Annotated in this window: 20 protein-coding genes and 1 tRNA gene; 13 read left to right on the forward strand and 8 right to left on the reverse strand. The window is 63.6% G+C overall.

Annotated features, from left to right (window positions below):
• Positions 1–80: 80 nt before the first annotated feature.
• Positions 81–170, reverse strand: a tRNA-Ser gene (locus WBP07_RS06230).
• Positions 171–426: 256 nt separating this feature from the next.
• On the opposite strand from WBP07_RS06230, the gene WBP07_RS06235 reads away from it, so the two are divergent.
• From WBP07_RS06235 to mazG, 10 genes are all read left to right on the forward strand, one after another.
• A complete protein-coding gene (locus WBP07_RS06235; protein WP_395394919.1) occupies positions 427–1,404 on the forward strand; it encodes a lytic transglycosylase domain-containing protein in 978 nt (325 codons plus the stop codon).
• Positions 1,388–2,362, forward strand: a complete 975-nt coding sequence (locus WBP07_RS06240) for an SPOR domain-containing protein (RefSeq protein ID WP_395394920.1) — start codon at positions 1,388–1,390, stop codon at positions 2,360–2,362. The genes WBP07_RS06235 and WBP07_RS06240 overlap by 17 nt, the downstream gene beginning before the upstream one ends.
• Positions 2,363–2,425: 63 nt before the next feature.
• Positions 2,426–3,589 carry a D-alanyl-D-alanine carboxypeptidase family protein gene (locus tag WBP07_RS06245; protein WP_395394921.1) on the forward strand — a complete coding sequence of 388 codons (1,164 nt, stop codon included), beginning with the start codon at positions 2,426–2,428 and terminating at the stop codon, positions 3,587–3,589.
• Positions 3,586–4,218 (forward strand): dTMP kinase, encoded by a 633-nt coding sequence (tmk, locus tag WBP07_RS06250; RefSeq protein WP_395394922.1) that lies wholly within the window; start codon positions 3,586–3,588, stop codon positions 4,216–4,218. The genes WBP07_RS06245 and tmk overlap by 4 nt, the downstream gene beginning before the upstream one ends.
• Positions 4,215–5,192: an AAA family ATPase gene (locus WBP07_RS06255; protein ID WP_395394924.1), complete on the forward strand. Its 978-nt coding sequence runs from the start codon at positions 4,215–4,217 to the stop codon at positions 5,190–5,192. The genes tmk and WBP07_RS06255 overlap by 4 nt, the downstream gene beginning before the upstream one ends.
• Before the next feature lie 26 nt (positions 5,193–5,218).
• Complete coding sequence (gene metG, locus WBP07_RS06260; protein ID WP_395394925.1) at positions 5,219–6,784, forward strand: methionine--tRNA ligase; 1,566 nt, start codon at positions 5,219–5,221, stop codon at positions 6,782–6,784.
• On the forward strand, positions 6,784–7,572 hold the full coding sequence (locus tag WBP07_RS06265) for a TatD family hydrolase (protein ID WP_395394927.1): 789 nt from the start codon (positions 6,784–6,786) through the stop codon (positions 7,570–7,572). Before metG ends, WBP07_RS06265 begins: the two co-directional genes overlap by 1 nt.
• A complete protein-coding gene (locus WBP07_RS06270) occupies positions 7,569–8,348 on the forward strand; it encodes an MBL fold metallo-hydrolase (protein WP_395394928.1) in 780 nt (259 codons plus the stop codon). Before WBP07_RS06265 ends, WBP07_RS06270 begins: the two co-directional genes overlap by 4 nt.
• Positions 8,345–8,530 (forward strand): hypothetical protein, encoded by a 186-nt coding sequence (locus WBP07_RS06275; RefSeq protein ID WP_395394929.1) that lies wholly within the window; start codon positions 8,345–8,347, stop codon positions 8,528–8,530. Before WBP07_RS06270 ends, WBP07_RS06275 begins: the two co-directional genes overlap by 4 nt.
• 152 nt (positions 8,531–8,682) lie before the next feature.
• On the forward strand, positions 8,683–9,468 hold the full coding sequence (gene mazG / locus WBP07_RS06280) for a nucleoside triphosphate pyrophosphohydrolase (RefSeq protein WP_395394930.1): 786 nt from the start codon (positions 8,683–8,685) through the stop codon (positions 9,466–9,468).
• Here mazG and hflX read toward each other — a convergent pair.
• The 7 genes from hflX to dusB form a co-directional block, all read right to left on the reverse strand.
• The gene (gene hflX / locus WBP07_RS06285; RefSeq protein WP_395394931.1) at positions 9,445–10,788 is read right to left on the reverse strand and encodes a GTPase HflX; all 1,344 of its coding nucleotides are present in this window, start codon (positions 10,786–10,788) and stop codon (positions 9,445–9,447) included. The genes mazG and hflX overlap by 24 nt on opposite strands.
• A 16-nt stretch (positions 10,789–10,804) precedes the next feature.
• Positions 10,805–11,383: an RNA chaperone Hfq gene (gene hfq, locus WBP07_RS06290; RefSeq protein WP_395394932.1), complete on the reverse strand. Its 579-nt coding sequence runs from the start codon at positions 11,381–11,383 to the stop codon at positions 10,805–10,807.
• Positions 11,384–11,574: 191 nt separating this feature from the next.
• Positions 11,575–12,969, reverse strand: coding sequence for a sigma-54-dependent transcriptional regulator (locus WBP07_RS06295; protein WP_395394933.1), 1,395 nt, complete (start codon positions 12,967–12,969; stop codon positions 11,575–11,577).
• Positions 12,970–13,024: 55 nt separating this feature from the next.
• Positions 13,025–15,253, reverse strand: a complete 2,229-nt coding sequence (locus tag WBP07_RS06300) for an ATP-binding protein (RefSeq protein ID WP_395394935.1) — start codon at positions 15,251–15,253, stop codon at positions 13,025–13,027.
• A 60-nt stretch (positions 15,254–15,313) separates the two neighbouring features.
• Positions 15,314–16,753, reverse strand: a complete 1,440-nt coding sequence (locus WBP07_RS06305; protein ID WP_395394936.1) for a sigma-54-dependent transcriptional regulator — start codon at positions 16,751–16,753, stop codon at positions 15,314–15,316.
• Positions 16,750–17,877: a nitrogen regulation protein NR(II) gene (locus tag WBP07_RS06310; protein WP_395394938.1), complete on the reverse strand. Its 1,128-nt coding sequence runs from the start codon at positions 17,875–17,877 to the stop codon at positions 16,750–16,752. The genes WBP07_RS06305 and WBP07_RS06310 overlap by 4 nt, the downstream gene beginning before the upstream one ends.
• Entirely contained in the window at positions 17,874–18,917 is a 1,044-nt protein-coding gene (gene dusB, locus WBP07_RS06315) for a tRNA dihydrouridine synthase DusB (RefSeq protein ID WP_395394939.1), read from the reverse strand. Before dusB ends, WBP07_RS06310 begins: the two co-directional genes overlap by 4 nt.
• Positions 18,918–19,036: 119 nt before the next feature.
• Here dusB and WBP07_RS06320 point away from each other — a divergent pair, with 119 nt between their 5' ends.
• From WBP07_RS06320 to WBP07_RS06330, 3 genes are read left to right on the forward strand one after another with little or no spacing between them, the layout of a single operon-like run.
• A complete protein-coding gene (locus WBP07_RS06320; protein ID WP_395394941.1) occupies positions 19,037–20,221 on the forward strand; it encodes a bifunctional 2-C-methyl-D-erythritol 4-phosphate cytidylyltransferase/2-C-methyl-D-erythritol 2,4-cyclodiphosphate synthase in 1,185 nt (394 codons plus the stop codon).
• A gap of 10 nt (positions 20,222–20,231) precedes the next feature.
• Positions 20,232–20,795 carry a hypothetical protein gene (locus tag WBP07_RS06325; protein ID WP_395394942.1) on the forward strand — a complete coding sequence of 188 codons (564 nt, stop codon included), beginning with the start codon at positions 20,232–20,234 and terminating at the stop codon, positions 20,793–20,795.
• An 18-nt stretch (positions 20,796–20,813) separates the two neighbouring features.
• Positions 20,814–21,323 carry a CinA family protein gene (locus tag WBP07_RS06330; protein ID WP_395394943.1) on the forward strand — a complete coding sequence of 170 codons (510 nt, stop codon included), beginning with the start codon at positions 20,814–20,816 and terminating at the stop codon, positions 21,321–21,323.
• Positions 21,324–21,337 lie beyond the last annotated feature (14 nt).

A 21,337-nucleotide genomic window follows, 5' to 3' on the forward strand; every position in this document is an offset into this window, starting at 1 on the left:
CCTGGAACGTATTGTACCACATTTTCCCGCAGAAATCAGAGGTTTTTGGGGACTTCTTGGGGTGTTCTGGGAGGGGGCTCTGGCGGACAGGGTGGGATTCGAACCCACGGTGAGCTTGCACCCACGGCGGTTTTCAAGACCGCTGCCTTAAACCACTCGGCCACCTGTCCTCTTGGGAGGCGCATAGAGAAAAGTGCGCGGCTTGCAAGGGGCGACGAACGGTCTGGCCACAGATCTGCGGGGGACAATCGGGACGGATCGCCGCCTTCTTGCGGCGGCTGTCCACGGCTCAAACGGACGGGCCATTTGCATCGCGGGCGCATTATGCGAGATTTGCTCGTGATGACTGTCTCCCCCAAGCTTCGTTCGATGCGCCTTTCATTTCTTGCAGCAGCCCTTGCCCCAGCGGCCGCCGTCGTGTCGGCCATGCCTGCCGCAGCGCAACCGGTAGTCCAGTCCGTGGGAGGGCAGGGGTTCGACGCCTATTTGCAGACCGTGGCCGCCCGCGCCCGCCGCGAGGGTGTGAGCCAGCAGACGATCTCCCAGGTTCTTACCGGCCTTACGCCCAACGACCGGGTGATGGCGCTGGACAGCGCTCAGCCGAACCGCAGCAGTTCGCCGCCTCCCGTCGCGCCCTATATCGCCCAGCATGTGGGGCCGAGCATCATCGCCCGTGGACGGGATCGTTATGCGCAGAATGCCTCGCTGCTGCCTTCGATAGAAAGGCGCTATGGCGTCCCGGCCAAGATGTTGTTCGCGATTTGGGGGCATGAGACCAACTACGGCAGCTATGTCGGCGATTTCGACCTAGCCCGTTCGCTGGCGACGCTGGCATGGGAAGGCCGCCGCCGCCAATTGTTCGAGAACGAACTGATCGCGCTGATGAAGATGGTCGATCAGGGCGTGCCGACCTACAAGCTCAAGGGAAGCTGGGCAGGGGCCTTCGGCTATCCCCAATTCCTGCCAAGCGTCTATCTGCGCCTTGCCGTCGATGGTGACGGGAACGGCACGCGCGACATCTTTTCCAGCCCGGCCGATACGCTGGCCTCGATCGCCAACTATTTCCGCGACGCCGGTTGGCGTCCGGGGCAGCCCTGGGGCGTGCGCGCTTCGCTGCCGCAGGGTTTTTCGGCCGGAGCCTATTCGTCCAAACTTTCGGCGCCGACCTGCTCGGCCGTTCATGCGCGCCATTCTCAATGGAAGAGCGTGGCCGAATGGCGCGCGCTGGGCGTCAATCCGCTTGGCCCCATCGGGGACAATGTGCAGGCATCGCTGTTCCAGCCCGATGGCCCCGGAACCGCAGCCTATCTGTTAACCGGGAATTATCGTGTGATCCTCCAGTACAACTGCTCGAACTACTACGCGTTGTCCGTGGGATTGCTTGCAGATGAGATTGCCCGTTAACCATGCGCTGCCGCTGGCTGCGCTGATTTTTCTCACGTCCTTTCCTACCTCTGCAAAGGATATTCCAGCGCCCCCTGCCGTCGCGGGGCCGGCGGCGGACTACCCATTGGTGGTTGGCGATCCGTTTACCGTCGGCACCACCACATGGACGCCGGCAGATCAGCTCAATTACGACGCGGTGGGTTATGCCAGCGTGGGTGAGGGGGGCGGAACGGGCGTTTCTGCAGCACACAAAACGCTGCCGCTGCCCAGCTATGCCGAAGTGACTTCGCTCGACACCGGGCGCACGATCCTGGTGCGGATCACCCGGCGCGGCCCCATGACGAATGATGCGCTTACGGAGCTTTCGGCAGACGCAGCCGCGCAGCTTGGGCTGGCAACGGGATCGCATGATGCGGTCCGCATCAGACGCGTCAACCCGCCAGAGGTAGAGCGTGCGCTTCTACGCAGCGGTGCCACCGCTCCCGCAAGGATGGCGACGCCGGAAGGGCTGCTGAAAGTGCTGCGCCACAAGCTGGCCGATCAATCGCCGTTGCTGCCGCCGCCATCCACTCCGCCGACGATGCCGAAAGGGCCGCCGGCCGCGCTTCCTGCGGCTGCTTTATCGGCAACGCCGCCACCTCCATCTTCATCCGAACCGAAAAATCCGCCGAAGCCCGTTGTCGTCGCAACGCAGGCCCCCAAACCGGCGCGCACGCCTATGCCTGAACCGAAACCCGCCCCGAAAACGACGGAGAGCCCCCCGCCGACGGGGTCGCAGGTAGTTCAGGTGGGCATGTTCTCGGTAGAAGCAAATGCGCGGAAGGTCGCAAAGCAACTGGGCACGCAGGCCACCCAATCAGGCAAATTCTGGCGCGTGCGCATGGGGCCCTTCGCAAATGGTGCACAAGCCGCCGCAGCGCTGGAGAAGGCCCGCGCCGCAGGGTATAGCGACGCACGAATCCAGCGCGCCGACTGAACCTTCCGGCGCATTCACCTCCGTTCCCGCCTTTCGCGAGGGGTCGCCGGGAGAAGTCGCGTCTTGAAGTCGTTTCGTAAGTCCGCCCGTTTTCTCGTTCCCGCACTGGCTCTTGCACTTGGTGTCCCGGCTAACGCAGCCGTTCCGACGCCGCCTGCGGAGCTTGCCGGTATCCCTGTCAGCCTGCTGGTAGACCTCGGTTCGGGCCAGGTACTGGTGCAGAATCACCCGGACACCCCGTTCCTGCCCGCCTCCGTCACGAAAGTGATGACGGCCTTCGTCGCCTTCGAGGAAATCGATGCCGGACGCCTGCCGATGGATCGGCGCTTTTCGGTGCGGCCGGAAACGGCGAAGGAATGGTTCGCAAAGGGTACCTCGATGTACCTGACCGAAAAGGACCAACCCACCACCACCGATCTGCTGCATGGCATCATGACGGCATCGTCGAACGATGGCGCCATCGTGCTGGCGCAAGGCTACGCTGGCAGCGTTCCGGCGTGGACCGCGAAGATGAACGACGCCGCGCGCCGCCTGGGCATGACGCGGAGCCATTACAACACGCCGAACGGCTGGATGGACGAAGGCAACACGTACGTCACCGCCAGCGATCTGGTGCGGCTGGCCGATGCCATGATCACACGCCACCCCGCGCTCTATCGCGAGTTCTCGGGCGTGAAGCATTACTTCTGGCGCGATGTCGCCATGCGCAGCCACGATCCGACGGTGGGCGTGGTCCCGGGGGCGGACGGTATCAAGACCGGCTACACGCGTGAGGCCGGCTACAACTTCCTCGGCACGGCCGAGCGGGACGGACGCCGGCTGGTGATGGTGCTGGCCGCCTCGCCCTTACCGAAGCAGCGTGACGCTGCCGCGCGGGCACTGCTGGAATGGGGCTTCGATGCGTGGACGCCGCGCCACCTGTTCGATCAGGGACAGCCGGTGACCGAGGCTGCAGTGCAGGGCGGCGTGGACCGCTCGGTCCCGCTGGTCGCCAATCGCGAAGTCCATGCCACGCTGCCTAAGGGCGACAATCGCAAGATCACGCTCGCCGTCCACTACAAGGGCCCACTGCAGGCCCCGATCCGCAAGGGGGATGAAGTGGGCCAGCTTGAAATCAAGGTGGATGGCCTCGCGCCCGGCCACGTTCCGCTCTATGCCGCGCGCGATGTCGCCGTAGGCGGACCGCTGGACAGGCTGTGGAACGGCTTTATCAATCTCTTCGCATGACGAAGGGCAAATTCATCGCGCTGGAAGGCGGGGAAGGGGCGGGCAAGTCCACCCAGGCACGGCTCGTGGCAGAAGCGCTGCGTGCGCGCGGGCTGGAGGTGGTGATCACCCGTGAGCCCGGCGGTACCCAAGGCGCGGAAGCGATCCGCAACCTCGTCCTCCATGCAGAGGGCGAAGGCTGGGGGCCACGGGCCGAAGCTCTACTGTTCGCGGCGGCGCGCTCCGATCACGTCGAAAAGTTGATCCGCCCTGCCATCGAACGCGGGTCCTGGGTGATCTGCGACCGCTATCTCGATTCCAGTCGCGCCTATCAGGGCGGCGGGGGCGGGCTTTCCGATGCCGATATTCGCACCCTTCACGCCATCGGCAGTGAGGGGCTGCTTCCCGATCTGACGCTGCTGTTCGAGGTGTCGCCCGAAATCTCGGCAACGCGCCTTGCCCGGCGCGATGTGGACGGCACCGACCGTATCGGCGGCCGAGAGGCCGCCTATCATACCCGCGTGGCCGATGCCTTCTCCCGTTTCGCCGATGCCGAACCCGCCCGCTTTGCCCGGATCGACGGCAACGGGACGCCGGAAGAGACCTCAGCGCTGGCGATGGCCGCACTCGAACAGCTACTTTCCGCGTGACCGACGACCTTCCTTTCATCGGCCAGCGCGAAGCATGGCACGAATGGCTTTCCGCCATCGGGTCGGATCGCATGCATCACGCCTGGTTGCTTGCCGGGCAGCGCGGCCTAGGCAAACGTGCCTTCGCGCGCACCGCGGCCGAGGAACTGGTACGCCTGCCCGGGCAGCCCCGTCCCGATTTCGCGTCGCACCCCGACATTCACATCCTGGAAGCGCTTCCGGCCAACGACGATGAGGCCAAGAAGAAGGCCGAGGGCAAGCCGTGGCAGGCCAAGCGCAGCATCTCGGTCGATCAGGTGCGCGAGATGATCCGCCGCCTGGCGACCAAGCCCACTCTGGGCGATCGCCGCGCCATCGTCATCGATCCGGCGGACGAACTGGAAAAAAGCGCGGTCAACGCCCTGCTGAAAGCGCTGGAGGAGCCGCCGGTCGGCACGTTCTTCCTGCTCATTACGCACCAGCCCGGCCGCCTGTTGCCCACTGTCCGCTCCCGTTGCCGCGTCCTGCGCTTCGCCGCGTTGGATGAGGCCGAACTGGACGCCGTCATCCGCCGGGACATGCCGGAATCGGACACCATGGCCCGGCAAGCGGCCATCAAGGCGGCGCAGGGCTCTCCTGGCATGGCGCTCAGCTTCGTCGAACATGACCTGGGCGGCATTCACGATCTGATGCTGCGCATTCTCCATGAGGGAGACCGCGACTATCACTTGCGCGGCGCCTTGGCCGAGGAGATGGGCGCCCGTCCCACACGGGGCCGGCAACTGGCAGCGCTGGAACTCGCCCGCACCGTATTGGTGGGAGAGTTGGCCTCCGCCTCGCGCGCGGGGCAACTCGCACTGATCGAGGCGCACGGTACGCTGATGCGCATTTCCGCGCAAGCACCCACCTACAATTTCGACGCCGGGCTCCTCATAATGGAAATTGGCGGCTTGCTGGCATCGGCGGCGATGCCTAGAGAGGCGGCTCGCCCGTAAACTCCAGCAAGGAATTGCGACGCCGCATGGCCGAGCCTTACTACGTCACCACCGCCATCTCGTACCCCAACGGCAAGCCGCACATCGGCCACGCCTACGAGGCTATTGCCGCCGACGTCATCGCCCGCCACCGCAAGGCGGAAGGCTTCGACGTACGGTTCCAGACAGGAACCGACGAGCACGGCTTGAAGATGGCACAGAAGGCCCGTGACCTCGGCATTACGCCGGCGCAGCTTGCGACGGAAATGTCGCAGCATTTCATTGATATGTGCGCGGCTCTTAACATCGATTACGATGTCTTCATCCGTACGACCGAACCGCGCCACCACTCGGCGACGCAGGAACTCTGGCGGCGGATGGAAGCCAATGGCGACCTCTACCTCGATCGTTACGAGGGCTGGTACTCGGTCCGCGACGAGGCCTATTACGACGAGTCCGAGCTGGTTGCCGGGGAAGGGGGCGCCAAGCTCTCTCCACAAGGCACGCCGGTCGAATGGACGGTTGAGGAATCGTGGTTCTTCCGCCTGTCCAAGTATCAGGACAAGCTGCTCGACCTTTACAACGCGGGTGATTTCATCCGCCCGGAAACCCGCCGTAACGAGATCCAGCGCTTCGTCGAAGGCGGATTGCGCGATCTCTCGGTCTCCCGCACCAGCTTCGACTGGGGCATCAAGGTGCCCGGCAGCGACAACCACGTCATGTACGTGTGGGTGGACGCGCTGACCAACTACCTCACCGGCCTCGGCTTCCCGGACGAGAGCGGCGACTATGCGAAGTTCTGGCCCGCCGATCTGCACCTGATCGGCAAGGACATCGTCCGTTTCCATACCGTCTACTGGCCGGCCTTCCTGATGAGCGCAGGTCTGCCGCTGCCCAAGCAGGTCTATGGCCACGGCTTCCTGCTCAATCGCGGGCAGAAGGAATCGAAGTCGCTCGGCAACGTCACCGATCCGATCGCGCTGGCCGGTACCTTCGGCGTCGACGCCGTGCGCTACTTCCTGCTGCGTGAAGTGGCTTTCGGTCAGGACGGCTCGTGGTCGCCCGAAGCGATCGTTACGCGCGCCAATGCCGAACTAGCTAACAGCTTCGGTAATCTTGCCCAGCGCAGCCTTTCCATGATTTTCAAGAATATGGATGGCGTTCTGAAGGCTGATTACGAGGAATCTGAGGCGGACGCGGCGCTATTCGCCGCCGTCGCCGAGGGCATCTCCGGCTTGCGCAAGGGTTTCACCGACCTCGCCTTCAGCGACGGTCTCGAAGCATGGATGCGCGCGGTCTTCGCATGTAACCAGTACGTGGACGAGCAGGCGCCGTGGACGCTGCGCAAGACCGATCCTGCGCGGATGGAAGCCGTGCTGATGACGCTGTTCCGCGTTGTTCGCGATCTTGCCATTGCCGTGCGTCCGGTCGTGCCGACCTCCATCGACAAGCTGCTGGACCAGATGGGCGTTGCCGTCGATGCGCGTGGCTATGCCGACTTGGCCGATGCCGACTGGTTCGCCGCGCTGGCATCTAGCGGCTTCAAGGTGGACAAGCCGGAAGGCGTGTTCCCCCGCCTGGAACTTCCTGAAGATACGGAAGCAACTGCTTGATGTTTATCGATTCGCACTGCCATCTGGAATACGAAGGCCTTGTCGAAGACCAGCAGGGCGTGTTGGACCGCGGTCGGGCGGCCGGCATCAAGGGCTTCCTCAATATCTCTACTCGGCAGAGCGAATGGGATCGCGTGGTCGGCACGGCCGCGCGCATTCCGGACGTATGGGCCTCGGTCGGCATTCATCCGCATGAAGCGGACCAGCATGCCGACCTCGGCGAAGCGGCGCTGCTGGAAGCGACCCGGCATCCGAAGGTGATCGGCATCGGCGAAACCGGACTCGATTACTATTACGACAAGTCCGACCGCGAGGTGCAGCAGGCACTGTTCCGCACGCATATCCAGGTCGCCCGCGAGACCGGACTTCCGCTGATCATCCATACCCGCGATGCAGAGGACGATACCTTCCGCATCCTGGAGGATGAGATGGGGAAGGGGGCATTCCCGGCCCTGATCCATTGCTTCACTGCGAGTGCGGATTTCGGCCGTAAGGTGCTGGAACTTGGCCTGACGATCTCGATCTCCGGCATCGTGACGTTCAAGAACGCCTTGGATTTGCAGGCGGTTGTTAAGACCATTCCTGAAGATCGATTGCTGGTGGAAACGGACTCTCCGTTCCTTGCCCCAGTGCCGCATCGCGGCAAGCGCTGCGAACCTGCCTACACGGCCGACACCGCGCGTTTCGTCGCCAATCTGCGCGGCGTGAGCGTGGAAGAGCTTGGAGAAGTTACGTCGCGCAACTTCTTCGCGCTGTTTAGCAAGGCGGATCGAAAGGCGGCCGCGTGAAGGTTGTAATTCTCGGCAGCGGTACGTCGACCGGCGTGCCGCGCCTCGGCGGCGAATTCGGCGCGGATTGGGGCCTTTGCGATCCCAACGAACCCAAAAATCGCCGGACGCGCGTGTCGATCCTGCTGGAAAGCGATGCAGGCAGCCGCATTCTTGTCGACACTCCGACGGACTTGCGCGCGCAGCTTCTGGCCAATGACATCCACCGCATCGATGCGGTGTTCTGGACGCACGATCACGCCGATCATTGCCACGGCATCGATGACATGCGGCCACTGCGTTACGGCCGCGCCGGTCCAATTCCCGGCTTTGCCAATTCGGAAACCGTGCGCCGCCTGCGTCAGCGTTTCGGTTATGTTTTCGCCGGGCAGTTCGGCTATCCGACGCTCGTCAGTCTCGACAATCTGGACACTTTGCGCCTTTGCGAAGGCTTCCGCGTCGATCACGTGCAGATGCCGCACGGACCGGCGGAATCGACCGCGTTTCGCTTCGATTGCGACGGAAAATCAGTCTGTTACGCGACGGACTTCAGCGAAATCACCAAAGGCATGATCGACTTGTGCTACGGCGCGGATCTGCTCGTCGTCGATTGCTTGCGACGCGAACCGCACCCAACCCATGCGCATCTGGGCATGGCGCTGGAATTGGCATCGGTATGCCGAGTGGGCCAAGCCGTGCTGACGCATCTCGACAAGTCGATGGACTATGCCACACTGAGCACTGAAGTGCCGGACAACGTGCTGGTCGGCTATGACGGGATGATAATCGAGCCATGAGCAATACCGCGACGATCGTTGGCATTATCTCCGTGATCGGCGCGCTTATCCTGGTGACCAGCAATTCACGGTTCCGGGCGCTCGGCTTTTCGAAGGGCCTGAAGCTCGCCTTGATCTGGGCGGTCATCATCATCGGACTGGTGATGGTGGTCCAGGTCCTCGGACTGCATGGACGCCAATGAACGAGCCGCTTGAGACCCGATCATTTTAACATAATACATATTATCATTCCAGCATTGAGGAGTTGAGGCGGGCCCTCGAAGACCGAGGATGCGCTTCATAAAAGCCGCCGTTATAGATCGCGAACCAACCCCACTTTCGAATCCCGGCAGGAATGACCCAGCACCATCATCAGATAGATCGTCTCCTTGGCATCATGGCGCGTCTGCGCGATCCGGTATCGGGATGCGAATGGGACCGCGCTCAGGATTTCTCGACGATCGCGCCCTATACGATCGAGGAAGCTTACGAAGTCGCCGATGCCATCGCCCGCGACGATCTTGCCGACTTGCGCGGCGAGCTTGGCGATTTGCTGCTTCAGGTCGTGTTCCACGCCCGCATGGCGGAAGAACTTGGCCATTTCGCCTTCGCCGATGTGGCGGCTGCGATTTCGGACAAGCTTGAAGCGCGCCATCCGCATATTTTCGGCGACGAGACTTCAGGCGATGCCCAGACCGAACGCTGGGAGAAACTCAAAGCCAAGGAGCGTGCGGATAAGGGCGAAATCAGCGCCGTGGACGGGGTCGCGATCTCGTTACCGGCTCTGATGCGGGCGGAAAAGCTCCAGAAGCGTGCCGCCCGCGTCGGTTTCGATTGGCCCGATCCGAGCGGGGCCGCAGAAAAGGTGGCGGAGGAGGTCGTCGAACTGGCTGAAGCCTCGGAAGCCGAAAGGCTGGAGGAAGCCGGCGACCTACTGTTCGCAGCGGTCAATCTCGTCCGCCTCAACGGCATCGCGCCGGAGGATGCCCTGCGCGCCGCCAATGCCAAGTTCGAGCGCCGCTTCCGAGCCATGGAAGCTTTCGCGTCCGGTGACGGTCGGGATTTCGCGGCGCTCTCACTCGATGAGCAGGAAGCCTACTGGCAGGCGGTCAAAGCTTCAGAGCGCGCTGAAACGGCCTAGTTCGCGGTCGGACAGGCGGACTTGCAGGCGCAGCAGCGGCCCCTCCTCGCCCTCGCCCTCGCCCGCATCGTCTTCCGACACGACTTCGCCACGCGCGTGAAGGAATGCCAAGCGCTGGCCATCCGCAGCCGGGATGACGAAGCTGTAAAGCTTCGCATCTTCGGTCAGCGATTGGCCAACCGTTTCGAGCAAATTCTCGCAGCCCATGCCGGTAATCGCTGAGATCGGCACGATCGTCTCGCCCACGCGGTGCGCGATGGCTTTCTGCAGTTCGACGGCTTGCGCGGGATCGAGCAGATCCCACTTGTTCCAAACCTCGATCATGGGGATGGCAGGCTCTGCCTCCCCTTCCCCGCCTTCATCGCCGCTGCCCAGCACGCCCAGATCGGCAAGCACATCGAGTACCTGACGCTTCTGCGAATCCGTGTCGGGATTGGCGATGTCGCGGACGTGAAGGATAAGATCGGCCGCGGTCACTTCCTCCAGCGTGGCGCGAAACGCCGCGACAAGCTGGGTCGGAAGGTCCGAAATGAAGCCCACGGTGTCTGACAGGATCGCCTTTTCGACGCCGGGCAAACGAACCGCCCGCATCGTGGGATCGAGGGTGGCGAACAGGAGATCCTGTGCCATCACGCCGGCACCCGTCAGGTAATTGAAAAGCGTGGACTTTCCGGCGTTCGTATAGCCGACCAGCGCCACGATCGGCCAAGGCGCCTTCTCGCGCCGGTCGCGATGCAGACCGCGTGTGCGGCGTACCTGCTCCAGTTCGCGACGAATCCTGCCCATGCGATCGCGGATCATGCGGCGGTCCGCCTCGATCTGCGTTTCGCCGGGGCCGCCAAGAAAGCCGAAACCGCCGCGTTGGCGTTCAAGGTGGGTCCAACTGCGCACGAGGCGGCCGGCCTGATAATCCAGATGCGCGAGTTCGACCTGCAAGCGGCCCTCGGCCGTCGCCGCCCGCTCGCCAAAGATCTCCAGGATCAGGCCGGTACGGTCGATGACCTTGCGCTTGAGCTTTTCCTCAAGGTTGCGCTGCTGGATCGCCGAAAGGGATCCGTCGACGATGACCAGTTCGGCCTCGTTCAACTCACAGGCAACGCTGATATTCTGGATCTGGCCTTCGCCGAACAGGGTACCGGCGCGCGGTTCGCGAATGGGGATGGCCATGGCCTCGGCCACGGCAAGGCCGATAGCATGGGCAAGACCTTTCGCTTCCTCAAGCCGGGCCTCGGGGTCGAGATCGCTTCGCCCCCGCATCTGCGGATACACGACGAGGGCACGCGCACCGCGCGTGACCTCGCCCTTAAGTTCGTCGTTCAACGTGTTTCAGCTTTGCTCAGTCTTCGTCGGCTTCTTCATGCGCCTGAAGATCGACCGGAGTCACGGGCTGAATCGTCGAAACAGCATGCTTGTAGGCCAGTTGTACGTAGCCTTCACGTTCCAGCAGCATGCAGAACAGGTCGTAAGCGGCGACGCGGCCCTGAAGCATGACGCCGTTGATGAGGAACATCGTGACCTGCACGCCGGCATTGCGGATGCTGGAGAGGAACACGTCCTGTAGGACGCGCGTCTTCTTCGAGCTTTCCGCACCGTTCGAGAACTGGCGCGCGTCGATCGGGGTCGACGGCATGATCGTCGAGATCGCGTGCTTGTAGACCAGTTGCGACTGGCCATCACGGCGCAGGAGGATAGAGAAATTGTCAAACCACGTGACAATACCCTGAAGCTTGACGCCCTTCACGAGGAACATCGTGACCGGGATCTTGTTCTTGCGCAGGAGGTTCAGGAACTGGTCCTGGAGGTTTTGCCCCTTGCCTGCGGCAGCTGCTACCACCGGCGGTGCCGCTGCGGCAGCTTCTTCTTCCTCAGGGGAAGGCGTGGGACGAGGACGCGCGGAAAGCGTGCGGCCAGCCATGTTCGTGCTCCTTTTTTTGGCGGCCGCTCATGCGGTCCGCGATCTGGCCCCATCCGGGGTGATGAGGCCGTTTACGAATCGTAACCTATCGTCTTGCTGCAATGCAGTAAACGCGAAAAATGTAGCAAGTCGATGACATCCCCGGTCAGGAACGGGAAATACCCTGAGTTTCCCTGGCCGAATGGGCTCTATCAGACTTCTTCGTCGCCCTCCTCGCCCTCGCGCCGCTCGGCCATGCCGAGGAGCTTGAGCTTGCGATGCAGCGCCGAGCGTTCCATGCCGATGAACGATGCCGTCTTCGAGATGTTTCCCGAGAAACGGCGGATCTGCAGGCGCAGGTATTCCCGCTCGAACGTCTCGCGGGCTTCGCGCAGCGGCGCGCTCATCATCACTGAAATGCCAGCCTCGCCGCCGGCGCGATTGGCAAAAATTTCGGGCGGCAGCATATCCACCTCGATACGGGCCAGCTTCTCACGCGGGGCCATGATGACCGTGCGTTCGACCACGTTGCGCAACTGGCGGACGTTCCCCGGCCATTCGTAGGCCTGGAGGGCAGTCATGGCCTCTGCACTGACATGCGGCGGGGCGACCCCCTGCTCGTTGGCATAACGGGCGAAGAAGTGATCGATTAGCGAGGGAATGTCGTCCCTGCGCTCACGCAGGGCCGGGATCGATACCGGCACCACATTGAGGCGATAGAACAGGTCTTCGCGAAAACGGCGTTCGACGATCTCCTTTTCGAGATCGCGAGAAGTGGAGGAAACCACGCGCACGTCGACACGAATCTGGCGGGTGCCGCCCACGCGCACGAAGGCCTGATCGGTCAGCACCCGCAAGATGCGCGCCTGGGTGGAGAGCGGCATGTCCGCCACTTCATCGAAATAGAGCGTGCCGCCGTCAGCCATTTCCAGCAGGCCGGGGCGGACTAGCGCGCCTTCGCTTTCCTCCCCGAACAGTTCCTGCTCGAAGCGTTCGGGAGTGATGCGGGCCGAATTGACGCTGACGAAGGCGCTTCCGGCGCGCGGGCTCCAAGCGTGGAGCAGCCGCGCTGCCACTTCCTTGCCGGAACCGGCCGGGCCGGTAATCAGCAGGCGGCTGCCGGTATTCGCCACACGCTTCAGCGTTGCGCGAACCTGATTGATGGAGCCGCTCGATCCGGTGAACTCCTCACCCATCGTAAAGTCCGAGCGAAGCTGCGCATTTTCGCGGCGCAGGCGTTCGGTCTCGGTCGCACGCTCAACGAGGTGCAGCAGCTTTTCCGCCTCGAAAGGCTTTTCGATGAAGTCCACCGCACCGCGGCTGATCGCGGCAACGGCCGTATCGATGTTACCGTGGCCCGAGAAGATGATCACCGGCAGCCCGGGCTCGCGGGCCTTGATTGCGTCCAGCACTTCCAGCCCGTCCATCGGGCTGCCGTGAAGCCATACGTCAAGCAGCACCAGTGAGGGCCGCCGTGCGTCTATCGCGGCAAGCGCCGCCTCGCTGTCGCCGGCGGTTCGGCATTCGTAGCCTTCGTCGCTCAGCACACCCGCCACAAGTTCGCGGATATCGCGTTCATCGTCGACGATCAGGATTTCGAGAGCCATGACTTCATCTTCTTGAACTTGAATGGATGGATGGGAGGGCGAAGGCCTGCCGCGATCACTCGGCCGCCTCCGCCTTGCGAGCCTGCGCCGTGGGGTCGATGGCGAAGCGCATTGTCACCGTGGTGCCACCCCCAGGCGTGGGCAAGAACTGCATGTCGCCGCCGTGTTCCTCGATGATCTTGTTGACGATGGCGAGGCCGAGCCCGGTGCCCTTCTCACGCGTCGTCACGTAGGGTTCGATGATCCGCTCACGATCCTGCGAGAGGCCAATGCCGTTGTCGGCGATGCGCACGAGGATCGCCTCGGGCAATGCCTCCACCGCTACCGTGATCGCGCCGCGATAGCCCTCGGCCGCGTCCTTGGTCTTCGCCTCGATCGCTTCGACCGCGTTCTTGAGCACGTTGGTCATCGCCTGCCCGAACTGGTGGCGATCGCATTCGATGGAGCCGATCACCGCGTCGCTGCTGAAGCTGAACGCGATGTCGGGCCGCGCGACTTCCTGCAGGAACAATGCCTGCCGGGTCAGGGCGACCGGGTCCTCGGCCCGGAACACGGGCTTTGGCAGCCGTGCGAACGAGGAGAATTCATCGACCATCTTTCGAAGGTCGCCCACCTGCCGGATGATCGTGCGGGTAAGGTCCTCGAACAGCTCGGGATTGTCGATGATCTGCTTGCGATAACGGCGACTTAGACGCTCGGTCGCCAGCTGGATCGGGGTAAGCGGGTTCTTGATTTCGTGCGCGATACGGCGCGCCACATCCGACCACGCGGCAGTGCGCTGGTCCAGAAGCTGGCGGGTGATGTCCTCGAACGTCAGCACATGGCCAGTGGCATCGCGCGTCACCTTGACGGCGAAGGTCAGCAAATCGCCCTTGCGGTGGTACTGGACGAGGCCGCCGGTGCTGTTCTGATCGATCAGCGCCGCGAATTGCGGGGCGAGATCGGCCAGCGGCATGTCTTCGGGCACTTGCGCAAGGTCGGTCAGCAGTTTCAGCGCCGTGCTGTTCATCAGCAGGATGCTGCCCTGGTTGTCGAGCGAGATGATCCCCGAGGTCACTGATTCCAGCACGGCCTCGATAAATACGCGGCGCTCATGCAACTGGCGATTGGCGCCCAGCAGGGCCTGCGTCTGCTTTTCAAGCTGCGCGGTCATGCGGTTGAACGCACGGTTGAGCAGCCCGATCTCGTCCGCTCCGGTGCGCCCTTCCAGACGCAGCGCGAAATTGCCGCTGCCGACCGTACGCGCCGCATCCACCAGCTCATAAAGCGGCTTGACCTGCCGGTCCGCGAAGCGAAGCGCGAACCAGACGGCCAGCCCCACCAGCGCGAGCGAGGCAATGAACAGCGCTATGTTGAAACGAAGCTGCAGCACGCGGGCCTGGCTCGTCAGCGCTTCGTAAGCTTGCACGATGTTTTCGGCATTCTCTGCCCGCTGCCCCTGGCTTAATGCCAGCAGTTCGTTGCTTCGAGCCGCGTAGAGGTAGATTCCGGCCTGCCGCTCGATCGGCACAGCTGCCACGATGCGGTTGGCGTCGGTAGTAACGACGTAGGGCTCTTTCTGAAGCCGTTGCTGCACATCCCCGCCGATCCGCTTGGAAGCGTCCTTGCCCCCATCCGGATCGACGATGATCGGTGTACGCTGACTGCCATCGGCGGCCACCTGAATGAGCGCGGCGACGGAAAGGTTCCGGCGGAACACCTGATCGGCGAAAAACGCCTGAAACTCACGACTGGCGACGGGATATTCACCCAGCATCAGCCGGGTATCCTGCGCCATGGCGACCGATTCGTAGCCGACGTCACGCTGCGTCTGCTCGTAATAGCCGCGCGCCAGCTTGTTGGCGTTTTCAAGCAAGCCTCGCGACGAATCCGAAAACCAGAACTCCACGCCGGACTGGAACAGCCACGACGCGAAAACCACGACCAGCAGCGTCGGCACGGCGGCGATCAGCGAGAAGATGAACACCATGCGCACGTGCATCTGCCCGGTGCCGCCAATATGTTCCGCCGCGCGGCGCAAGGCGATGCGACGCCCTACCAGCACCAGGATTGCCATGGCGGGCACAAGGGTGCCGATCAGCAACGTTGCTGTCAGGTTGGAGGGTAACAGGGTGCGCTTGTCGCCCCCATTGTCGAGCGCGAGCCACGTCGCGACCGACATGACCACGAACGCGAGGCCGGAGACCATCTCCATCACGGCAAAGAAGTTCGCCCGGCGTGCCGCAACTTGGACACGTCGCCACCAACGCGGCCAAGCGCGCTTGCGGACCCTAATTTCGTTCATCGTGGCCGACTTACAACGCTAGTGTTGCCGATTTGCAAGCGTAAATACATCAAGTGTCAGTCATGAACGACGGGTGAATTCCTCAGGATCGAGCGCCAGCTCGCTGAGGCGCTTGCGCAAGGTGTTGCGATTTATGCCCAATGCCTGCGCGGCGCGGAGCTGATTGCCGCCCGTTTCGCGCAGCACCTCGGAAAACAGCGGACGCTCGAACGCGGCGACGGCAGCCTCGTAGATGGTGCCGGCAGCTGGACGTTCCGCCGCCAGCCAGCGGGATACGGCATCGGCAATCCCGCCAACGCTTTCCACGCCATCCCAGTCGCCATTTGCGGAAATTCCCGCAGGGGCCGGCCCCTCCGGCGCGAGCAGGGCCTGCACGCTTTCCGGATCGATGGTGTCCTCGCGAGCGAGCAGCGCCAGGCGGTAGATGAAGTTCTTGAGTTCGCGAACGTTGCCGCGCCACGGCTGACGGGCCAGCAGTTGCGCCGCCTCGGCCGACAATTGCCGGCGCGGCAGGCCCTCTCCGGCGGCAAGCTGGAGGAAATGGCGAGCCAGAACGTCGATATCGTCGCGGCGCTCGCGCAGCGGCGGCATGTGGATCGGCACGACGTTCAGGCGATAATAGAGATCCTCGCGGAACCGCCCGGCAGCGATCTCCGGCTCCAGATCCTTGTTGGTCGCAGCAACGATGCGGACGTCGAGCCGGACTTCCTCGCGCCCACCGACACGCCTTACGGTGCCGGACTGAAGCGCACGCAGAAGGCGGGTCTGCGCCTGCATCGGCATGTCGCCGATCTCGTCCAGGAACAGCGTGCCGCCGGAGGCCTGCTCGAACTTGCCGACATGCCGCGCGACGGCGCCGGTGAACGCGCCCTTTTCATGTCCGAACAGCTCGCTTTCGATGAGGTCGGCCGGGATTGCGGCGGTGTTCACGGCAATGAACGGCCCGGCGCGCCGATGACCCAGGTTGTGGATCGCCTCTGCCACCAGTTCCTTGCCCGTTCCCGATTCACCCAGGATCAGCACGGTCAGGTCATTGCGCAGGACGCGCGTGATCATGCGGAAGACGGTCTGCATCGCCAGGCTGCGGCCGACCAGCGGCAGGCCGTCTCCCAGCGGTTCATCGCCCAGGCTGGACAGTTCCTTGCCGGCACCGGCGGCCTGACGGACCGTGCGCGCCAGTTCATCGATGTCGAAGGGCTTGGGGAAATATTCGAAGGCGCCGGTGTCGCTGGCGCGAACGGCAGTGTCGAGGGTGTTCTGGGCCGACAGGATGATGATCGGCATCGTCGGATGCGCATCCCGCACCCGGTCCATAGTCTCGATCCCGTCGCCATCGGGCAGCATCACGTCCGTGACCAGTGCATCGAAGCCATGCTCGTCCAGCAAGCGGTCACGCTCGCCAATGGTCTGGCAATGAACGACGTCGAAGCCTTCCGCCTCAAGCGCCGCGGTGATGACGATGGCGATCGAGAGGTCATCCTCGACCAGCAGAACACTCATGATTCGACCTTCCTCCTGCTGACCCGGCCGCGGGTTTCGCGCGCGAGCGGCAGGTGCACGCGGAAATGCGTAAGCCCCCCTTCCTCGTCACGCTCATGCGTGATGCGCCCGTTCATGTCGCGAACGAGCTTGCGCACCAGCGGCAGGCCCAGCCCCTGCCCCGCCTTCTTGGTGGTGACGAAGGGCTCGAAAATATGATCGCGCATCGCCGCATCTACGCCGGGACCATTGTCGGTGACGCGCAGTTCCACGGGAAGCCGCACCGGCTCCCCCGAATCGGTGGTGTGAAGCTGCAGGCCGCTGGCAAAGCGCGTGCGGATGGTGACGCGCGGCTCGGCCTCGTACTGGCAAGCCTCACGCGCGTTGGCGACCAGGTTGATGATCACCTGCACCAGTGCATCCGGACTGCCGAGCACGGCAGGCAGCGATGGATCGAACTCCTCGACGATGCGAACGGTGGAGGCTGTCTTCTCTTGCGCGACGGACAACACGTCGATCGCGCGCCGGGCTGCTTCGTGAAGGTTGCAGGGCTCGACGGGAGGTGCAGTTCGCCGCGAAAGCTTTTGCATTCGCTCGATAAGATTGGCGATGCGGTCGACTTCCGAGGTGATCAATTCGGTTAGCGGAAGATCACGCTCGCTGGCGTTCCGTGCCAGCAGCTGGGCCGCCCCGCGAATGCCGGCGAGCGGATTTTTGATCTCATGCGCCATGATTTCGGGGCCGCGTAGCATGGCATTGTCGGCGCTGCCCGAATCGTCGCCCAGCGCATCGGTCGCACTGTTGTCGTGGATCGTCAGCACCTGCCAGCCTGGCGTATCGGCCACCGGCGCGACATTGACGTCGATCCGCCTTACGCCGCGCCCACGGATCGAAACCGTGACTTCGCGCGCGGAAACGGGCGTTTCGTAGTCGGCAAGCCGCTCCAGCAGCCGCGCGTCCGGCACCGTCATGACGTCAGTCAATCGGCTGCCGACAAGGCGCCGCAGCGATTGGCCGAAGAACTGCTCCGCGGCCGGATTGAGCGATGCGATCCGCAACCCCGGTTCCAGCACGACGACGGCAAGTGGCAGGCTCGCCATGAGCCTGACCATATCCGGCCTTGCAGCAACCGGAGTGGCGGTCATGCCGCCCGGCGTTGCAGGGTGTTCGCCTCGGCCGGCTCGTCGCGGAACGGCGCATAGAATTCGGCGAGTTCTGCAAGCACCCGATCGGGATCGTCGATGAAGTTCACGTGGTTTCTGAACTCTGCAGAACCGCGAATGCACCGCACATACCAGCCCAGGTGCTTGCGGGCCATCTTGACGCCGGTTTCGCGGCCGTAGTGGCTGAGCATCTCTTCGTAGTGCTCGCGAATGATCTCATACTGCGCGCCAAAGCCCGGTTCGGCCATCAGGCCGTTGCCACGCCACCACTGCATGACTTGCGCCAGTGCCCAGGGCTTGCCGTAGGCACCGCGCCCGATCATCAGGCCGTCCGCGCCGGACTGTTCCAGCGCCTTGGCGGCATCGTCGATCCCGCAGATGTCGCCATTGACGATCACGGGGATCGAAACCGCATCCTTCACCCCGCGCACGAAGGCCCAGTCGGCTGAGCCTTTGTACATCTGGTTGCGAGTGCGGCCGTGGACGGTGATCATCTTCGCGCCCAGATCCTCGGCAATGCGCGCGAGTTCGGGAGCGTTCAGGCTGTCATGACACCAACCCATCCGCATCTTCACGGTGACGGGTACCTTCACGGCCTTCACCGTCGCTTCGATCAGGCGGGTGGCCAGCGGCACGTCGCGCATCAGGGCCGATCCGGCATCGCCGTTGACCACCTTCCGCACGGGGCAGCCCATGTTGATGTCGATGATGGCGGCGCCGCGATCCTCGACCAGCTTGGCCGCTTCGCCCATCTGTTCCGGATCGCAGCCGACAAGCTGCATCGACACGGGATCTTCTACCGGATCCCACATCGCCTTCTGGAGGGACACGCGCGTCTCGCGGATCGCGGCGGGGCTGGCGATCATCTCGGTCACGTTGAGACCGGAGCCGAAGCTGCGCACCATGCGGCGGAACGGAAGGTCCGAAACCCCCGTCATCGGCGCGAGTACGACCGGGCAGTCGATCCGCACGGGGCCGACTTCGATCGGCTTCATGGCCGGCGGGGTAGGAAGTTCGTTCATAATGCGCGCTCGAATTTTGCCTGAGAAAAGCCGCGTGCCTAAAAATCGCGACATGCCTAAAAAACAGGCAGCGCATAGTGGATTGCCCTCTCGACAGCAAGCGATTACCGGCAGGCACGATGTCGCAGGACCAGACAATTCCGCAGCCGCGAACCGGGCAGATGCAAAAGGTGGCGGCGATCGTGGTCGCGGCCGGCCAGGGCCTTCGCGCAGGACAGCCGATTCCCAAGCAATTCGCGGTGTGGCGCGGCAAGCCGGTGCTGCGGCATTCGGTCGACGCACTCACCACTGCTGGCGTTTCGCCCATCGTTGTCGTCATCCCCGAGGGGGCGGATGCGATGGTCCGCCAGATACTGGGCGATCTACCTGAGATTCAGCTCACCACCGGCGGCGCGACTCGTCAGGAATCGGTTCGACTGGGACTGGAAGTTCTGGCGGGAGTTGCGCCGGATCTCGTGCTGATCCACGATGCCGCCCGCCCTCTCCTGCCCGCCGCCGTCGTAGACCGCCTGGTGTCGGCACTGCATCATCATGCCGGCGCCATTCCCGTGCTGCCGGTGGTCGATAGCCTCGCACATGCCGAAACCGGCGAGGAAGGTGAGACGATGGGCGCCCCTGCCCGGCGAGAAGCCTTGCGCCGCGTCCAGACGCCGCAGGCCTTCCGTTTTGCCGAGATTCTCGCCGCTCATCGTGAATGGGAAGGCTCGGCCCTTGCGGGGGACGATGCTCAGGTGGCACAGGCGAACGGCCTTGAAATCGCGCTCGTCGAAGGAGACGAAGCCTTGCACAAGCTGACTTTCGCTACTGACTTCGCCCCTTCCGCCCCGCCGATCCGCGTGGGCACCGGCTATGACGTCCATCGCCTTGAGGAAGGCGAGGAACTCTGGCTCTGCGGTGTGAAGATCGAACATACCCACGGCCTGTCCGGCCACAGCGATGCCGACGTTGCCATTCACGCGCTGGTCGATGCCCTGCTCGGCGCGATCGGTGCGGGCGATATCGGCCAGCATTTCCCGCCCAGCGATCCGCAGTGGAAGGGGGCGGCGTCCGACCGGTTCCTGGCCCATGCAGGATCGCTCGTCGCCCAGGCTGGCTACGCGCTGGCGAATGCCGACGTGACGATCATCTGCGAGGCGCCGAAGATCGGCCCGCACCGCGAAGCCATGCGCGCGCGGCTTGCTGAAATTCTGGGCGCCGATCAGGCTGCTATCAGCGTCAAGGCAACCACTACCGAGAAGCTGGGTTTCACCGGAAGGGCCGAGGGCATAGCCGCGCAGGCCGCGGTGAGCCTGATCCGCCTCTAGGGAATAGTCGATGACCGTTCACCGCAAGACACTGACTTTCGCCGCCGCCCTGATGGCGCTCACCCCCGGATTGGCGCAGGCCGAAACCGCGTGCCTCACCCGGCCCGAGGCGCAGGCGCTGTTCACTTACGCGTTACCGCAGGTGATTTCCGGCACCGCCAAGCGCTGCCAGCAAGTGCTGCCCGCCGACGCCTATCTACGCACGCACGGCACTGAACTGGCCAACCGTTACGCCGCGCAGAAGGGGCGTTCATGGCCCGAAGCCAAGGCAGCCTTCCTGAAACTATCCGAAGGGCAGAGCAGCGACGTTGCCAAGTTCGCGCGCAACCTGCCCGATGATTCGCTGCGTCCGCTCGTCGACATCACGGTCGAGGGGCTGGTCTCGCAGAACCTTCCGCTCAAATCATGCGACCGGATTGATCTTGCGGTTGATCTGCTCGCCCCTCTCCCGCCCGAGAATACCGCCGGGCTGATCGCGCTGATTGTAGAGATGACCGCGAAAGCCAAGGGCGTTGCGCCCGCCGATGTGGCCGACAAGGCGAAGATCGCCGGACTGACCCTCTGCCCCGCCTGACCTTTTTTAGGGACTGACATGTCTAACATCCTTCTCTTCCCGCAGGATCTCTACGACCTCGCCGAACGCGTCATCGTCGAGAACAAGGCAATCGGCCGCAAGGTCGCCGTGGCGGAAAGCTGCACCGGTGGCCTGGTCTGTGCCGCGCTGACCGAAGTACCGGGATCGTCCGCGGTGCTCGATCGCGGGTTCGTGACCTACTCGAACGAGGCCAAGCAGGACCTGCTGGGCGTCTCACCGGACATTATCGACACCTTGGGCGCCGTGTCGCCCGCGACGGCCTGGGCCATGGCGCAAGGCGCGATCGAGCACAGCCGTGCGGACGTCGCTGTGGCGATCAGCGGTATCGCCGGACCCGATGGCGGCAGCGAGTTGAAGCCGGTGGGCACCGTCGTGTTCGCGCGGGCGCTGCGCGATGTGCCGGAAGAGGATGCCGAACAGAAGCTGCTGGACGGCAAGGGACGCACGGAAATCCGCCATCAGGCGGCACTGATCGCGCTGGAATTGCTGCTGCCGGAAAAGGCCTAAAAGCCGGATGGAGC

The sequence above is a fragment of the Novosphingobium oxfordense genome (assembly GCF_044029435.1).
In the GTDB taxonomy this organism is placed as follows: Bacteria; Pseudomonadota; Alphaproteobacteria; order Sphingomonadales; family Sphingomonadaceae; genus Novosphingobium.

Coding starts and splice junctions, on each gene's coding strand:
- WBP07_RS06235 (WP_395394919.1), top strand. CDS start 427: ATGCCTGCCGCAGCGCAACCGGTAGTCCAGTCCGTGGGAGGGCAGGGG.
- WBP07_RS06240 (WP_395394920.1), top strand. CDS start 1,388: ATGAGATTGCCCGTTAACCATGCGCTGCCGCTGGCTGCGCTGATTTTT.
- tmk (WP_395394922.1), top strand. CDS start 3,586: ATGACGAAGGGCAAATTCATCGCGCTGGAAGGCGGGGAAGGGGCGGGC.
- metG (WP_395394925.1), top strand. CDS start 5,219: ATGGCCGAGCCTTACTACGTCACCACCGCCATCTCGTACCCCAACGGC.
- WBP07_RS06265 (WP_395394927.1), top strand. CDS start 6,784: ATGTTTATCGATTCGCACTGCCATCTGGAATACGAAGGCCTTGTCGAA.
- WBP07_RS06275 (WP_395394929.1), top strand. CDS start 8,345: ATGAGCAATACCGCGACGATCGTTGGCATTATCTCCGTGATCGGCGCG.
- mazG (WP_395394930.1), top strand. CDS start 8,683: ATGACCCAGCACCATCATCAGATAGATCGTCTCCTTGGCATCATGGCG.
- hfq (WP_395394932.1), bottom strand. CDS start 11,383: ATGGCTGGCCGCACGCTTTCCGCGCGTCCTCGTCCCACGCCTTCCCCT.
- WBP07_RS06295 (WP_395394933.1), bottom strand. CDS start 12,969: ATGGCTCTCGAAATCCTGATCGTCGACGATGAACGCGATATCCGCGAA.
- WBP07_RS06300 (WP_395394935.1), bottom strand. CDS start 15,253: ATGAACGAAATTAGGGTCCGCAAGCGCGCTTGGCCGCGTTGGTGGCGA.
- WBP07_RS06305 (WP_395394936.1), bottom strand. CDS start 16,753: ATGAGTGTTCTGCTGGTCGAGGATGACCTCTCGATCGCCATCGTCATC.
- WBP07_RS06310 (WP_395394938.1), bottom strand. CDS start 17,877: ATGACCGCCACTCCGGTTGCTGCAAGGCCGGATATGGTCAGGCTCATG.
- dusB (WP_395394939.1), bottom strand. CDS start 18,917: ATGAACGAACTTCCTACCCCGCCGGCCATGAAGCCGATCGAAGTCGGC.
- WBP07_RS06320 (WP_395394941.1), top strand. CDS start 19,037: ATGTCGCAGGACCAGACAATTCCGCAGCCGCGAACCGGGCAGATGCAA.
- WBP07_RS06325 (WP_395394942.1), top strand. CDS start 20,232: ATGACCGTTCACCGCAAGACACTGACTTTCGCCGCCGCCCTGATGGCG.
- WBP07_RS06330 (WP_395394943.1), top strand. CDS start 20,814: ATGTCTAACATCCTTCTCTTCCCGCAGGATCTCTACGACCTCGCCGAA.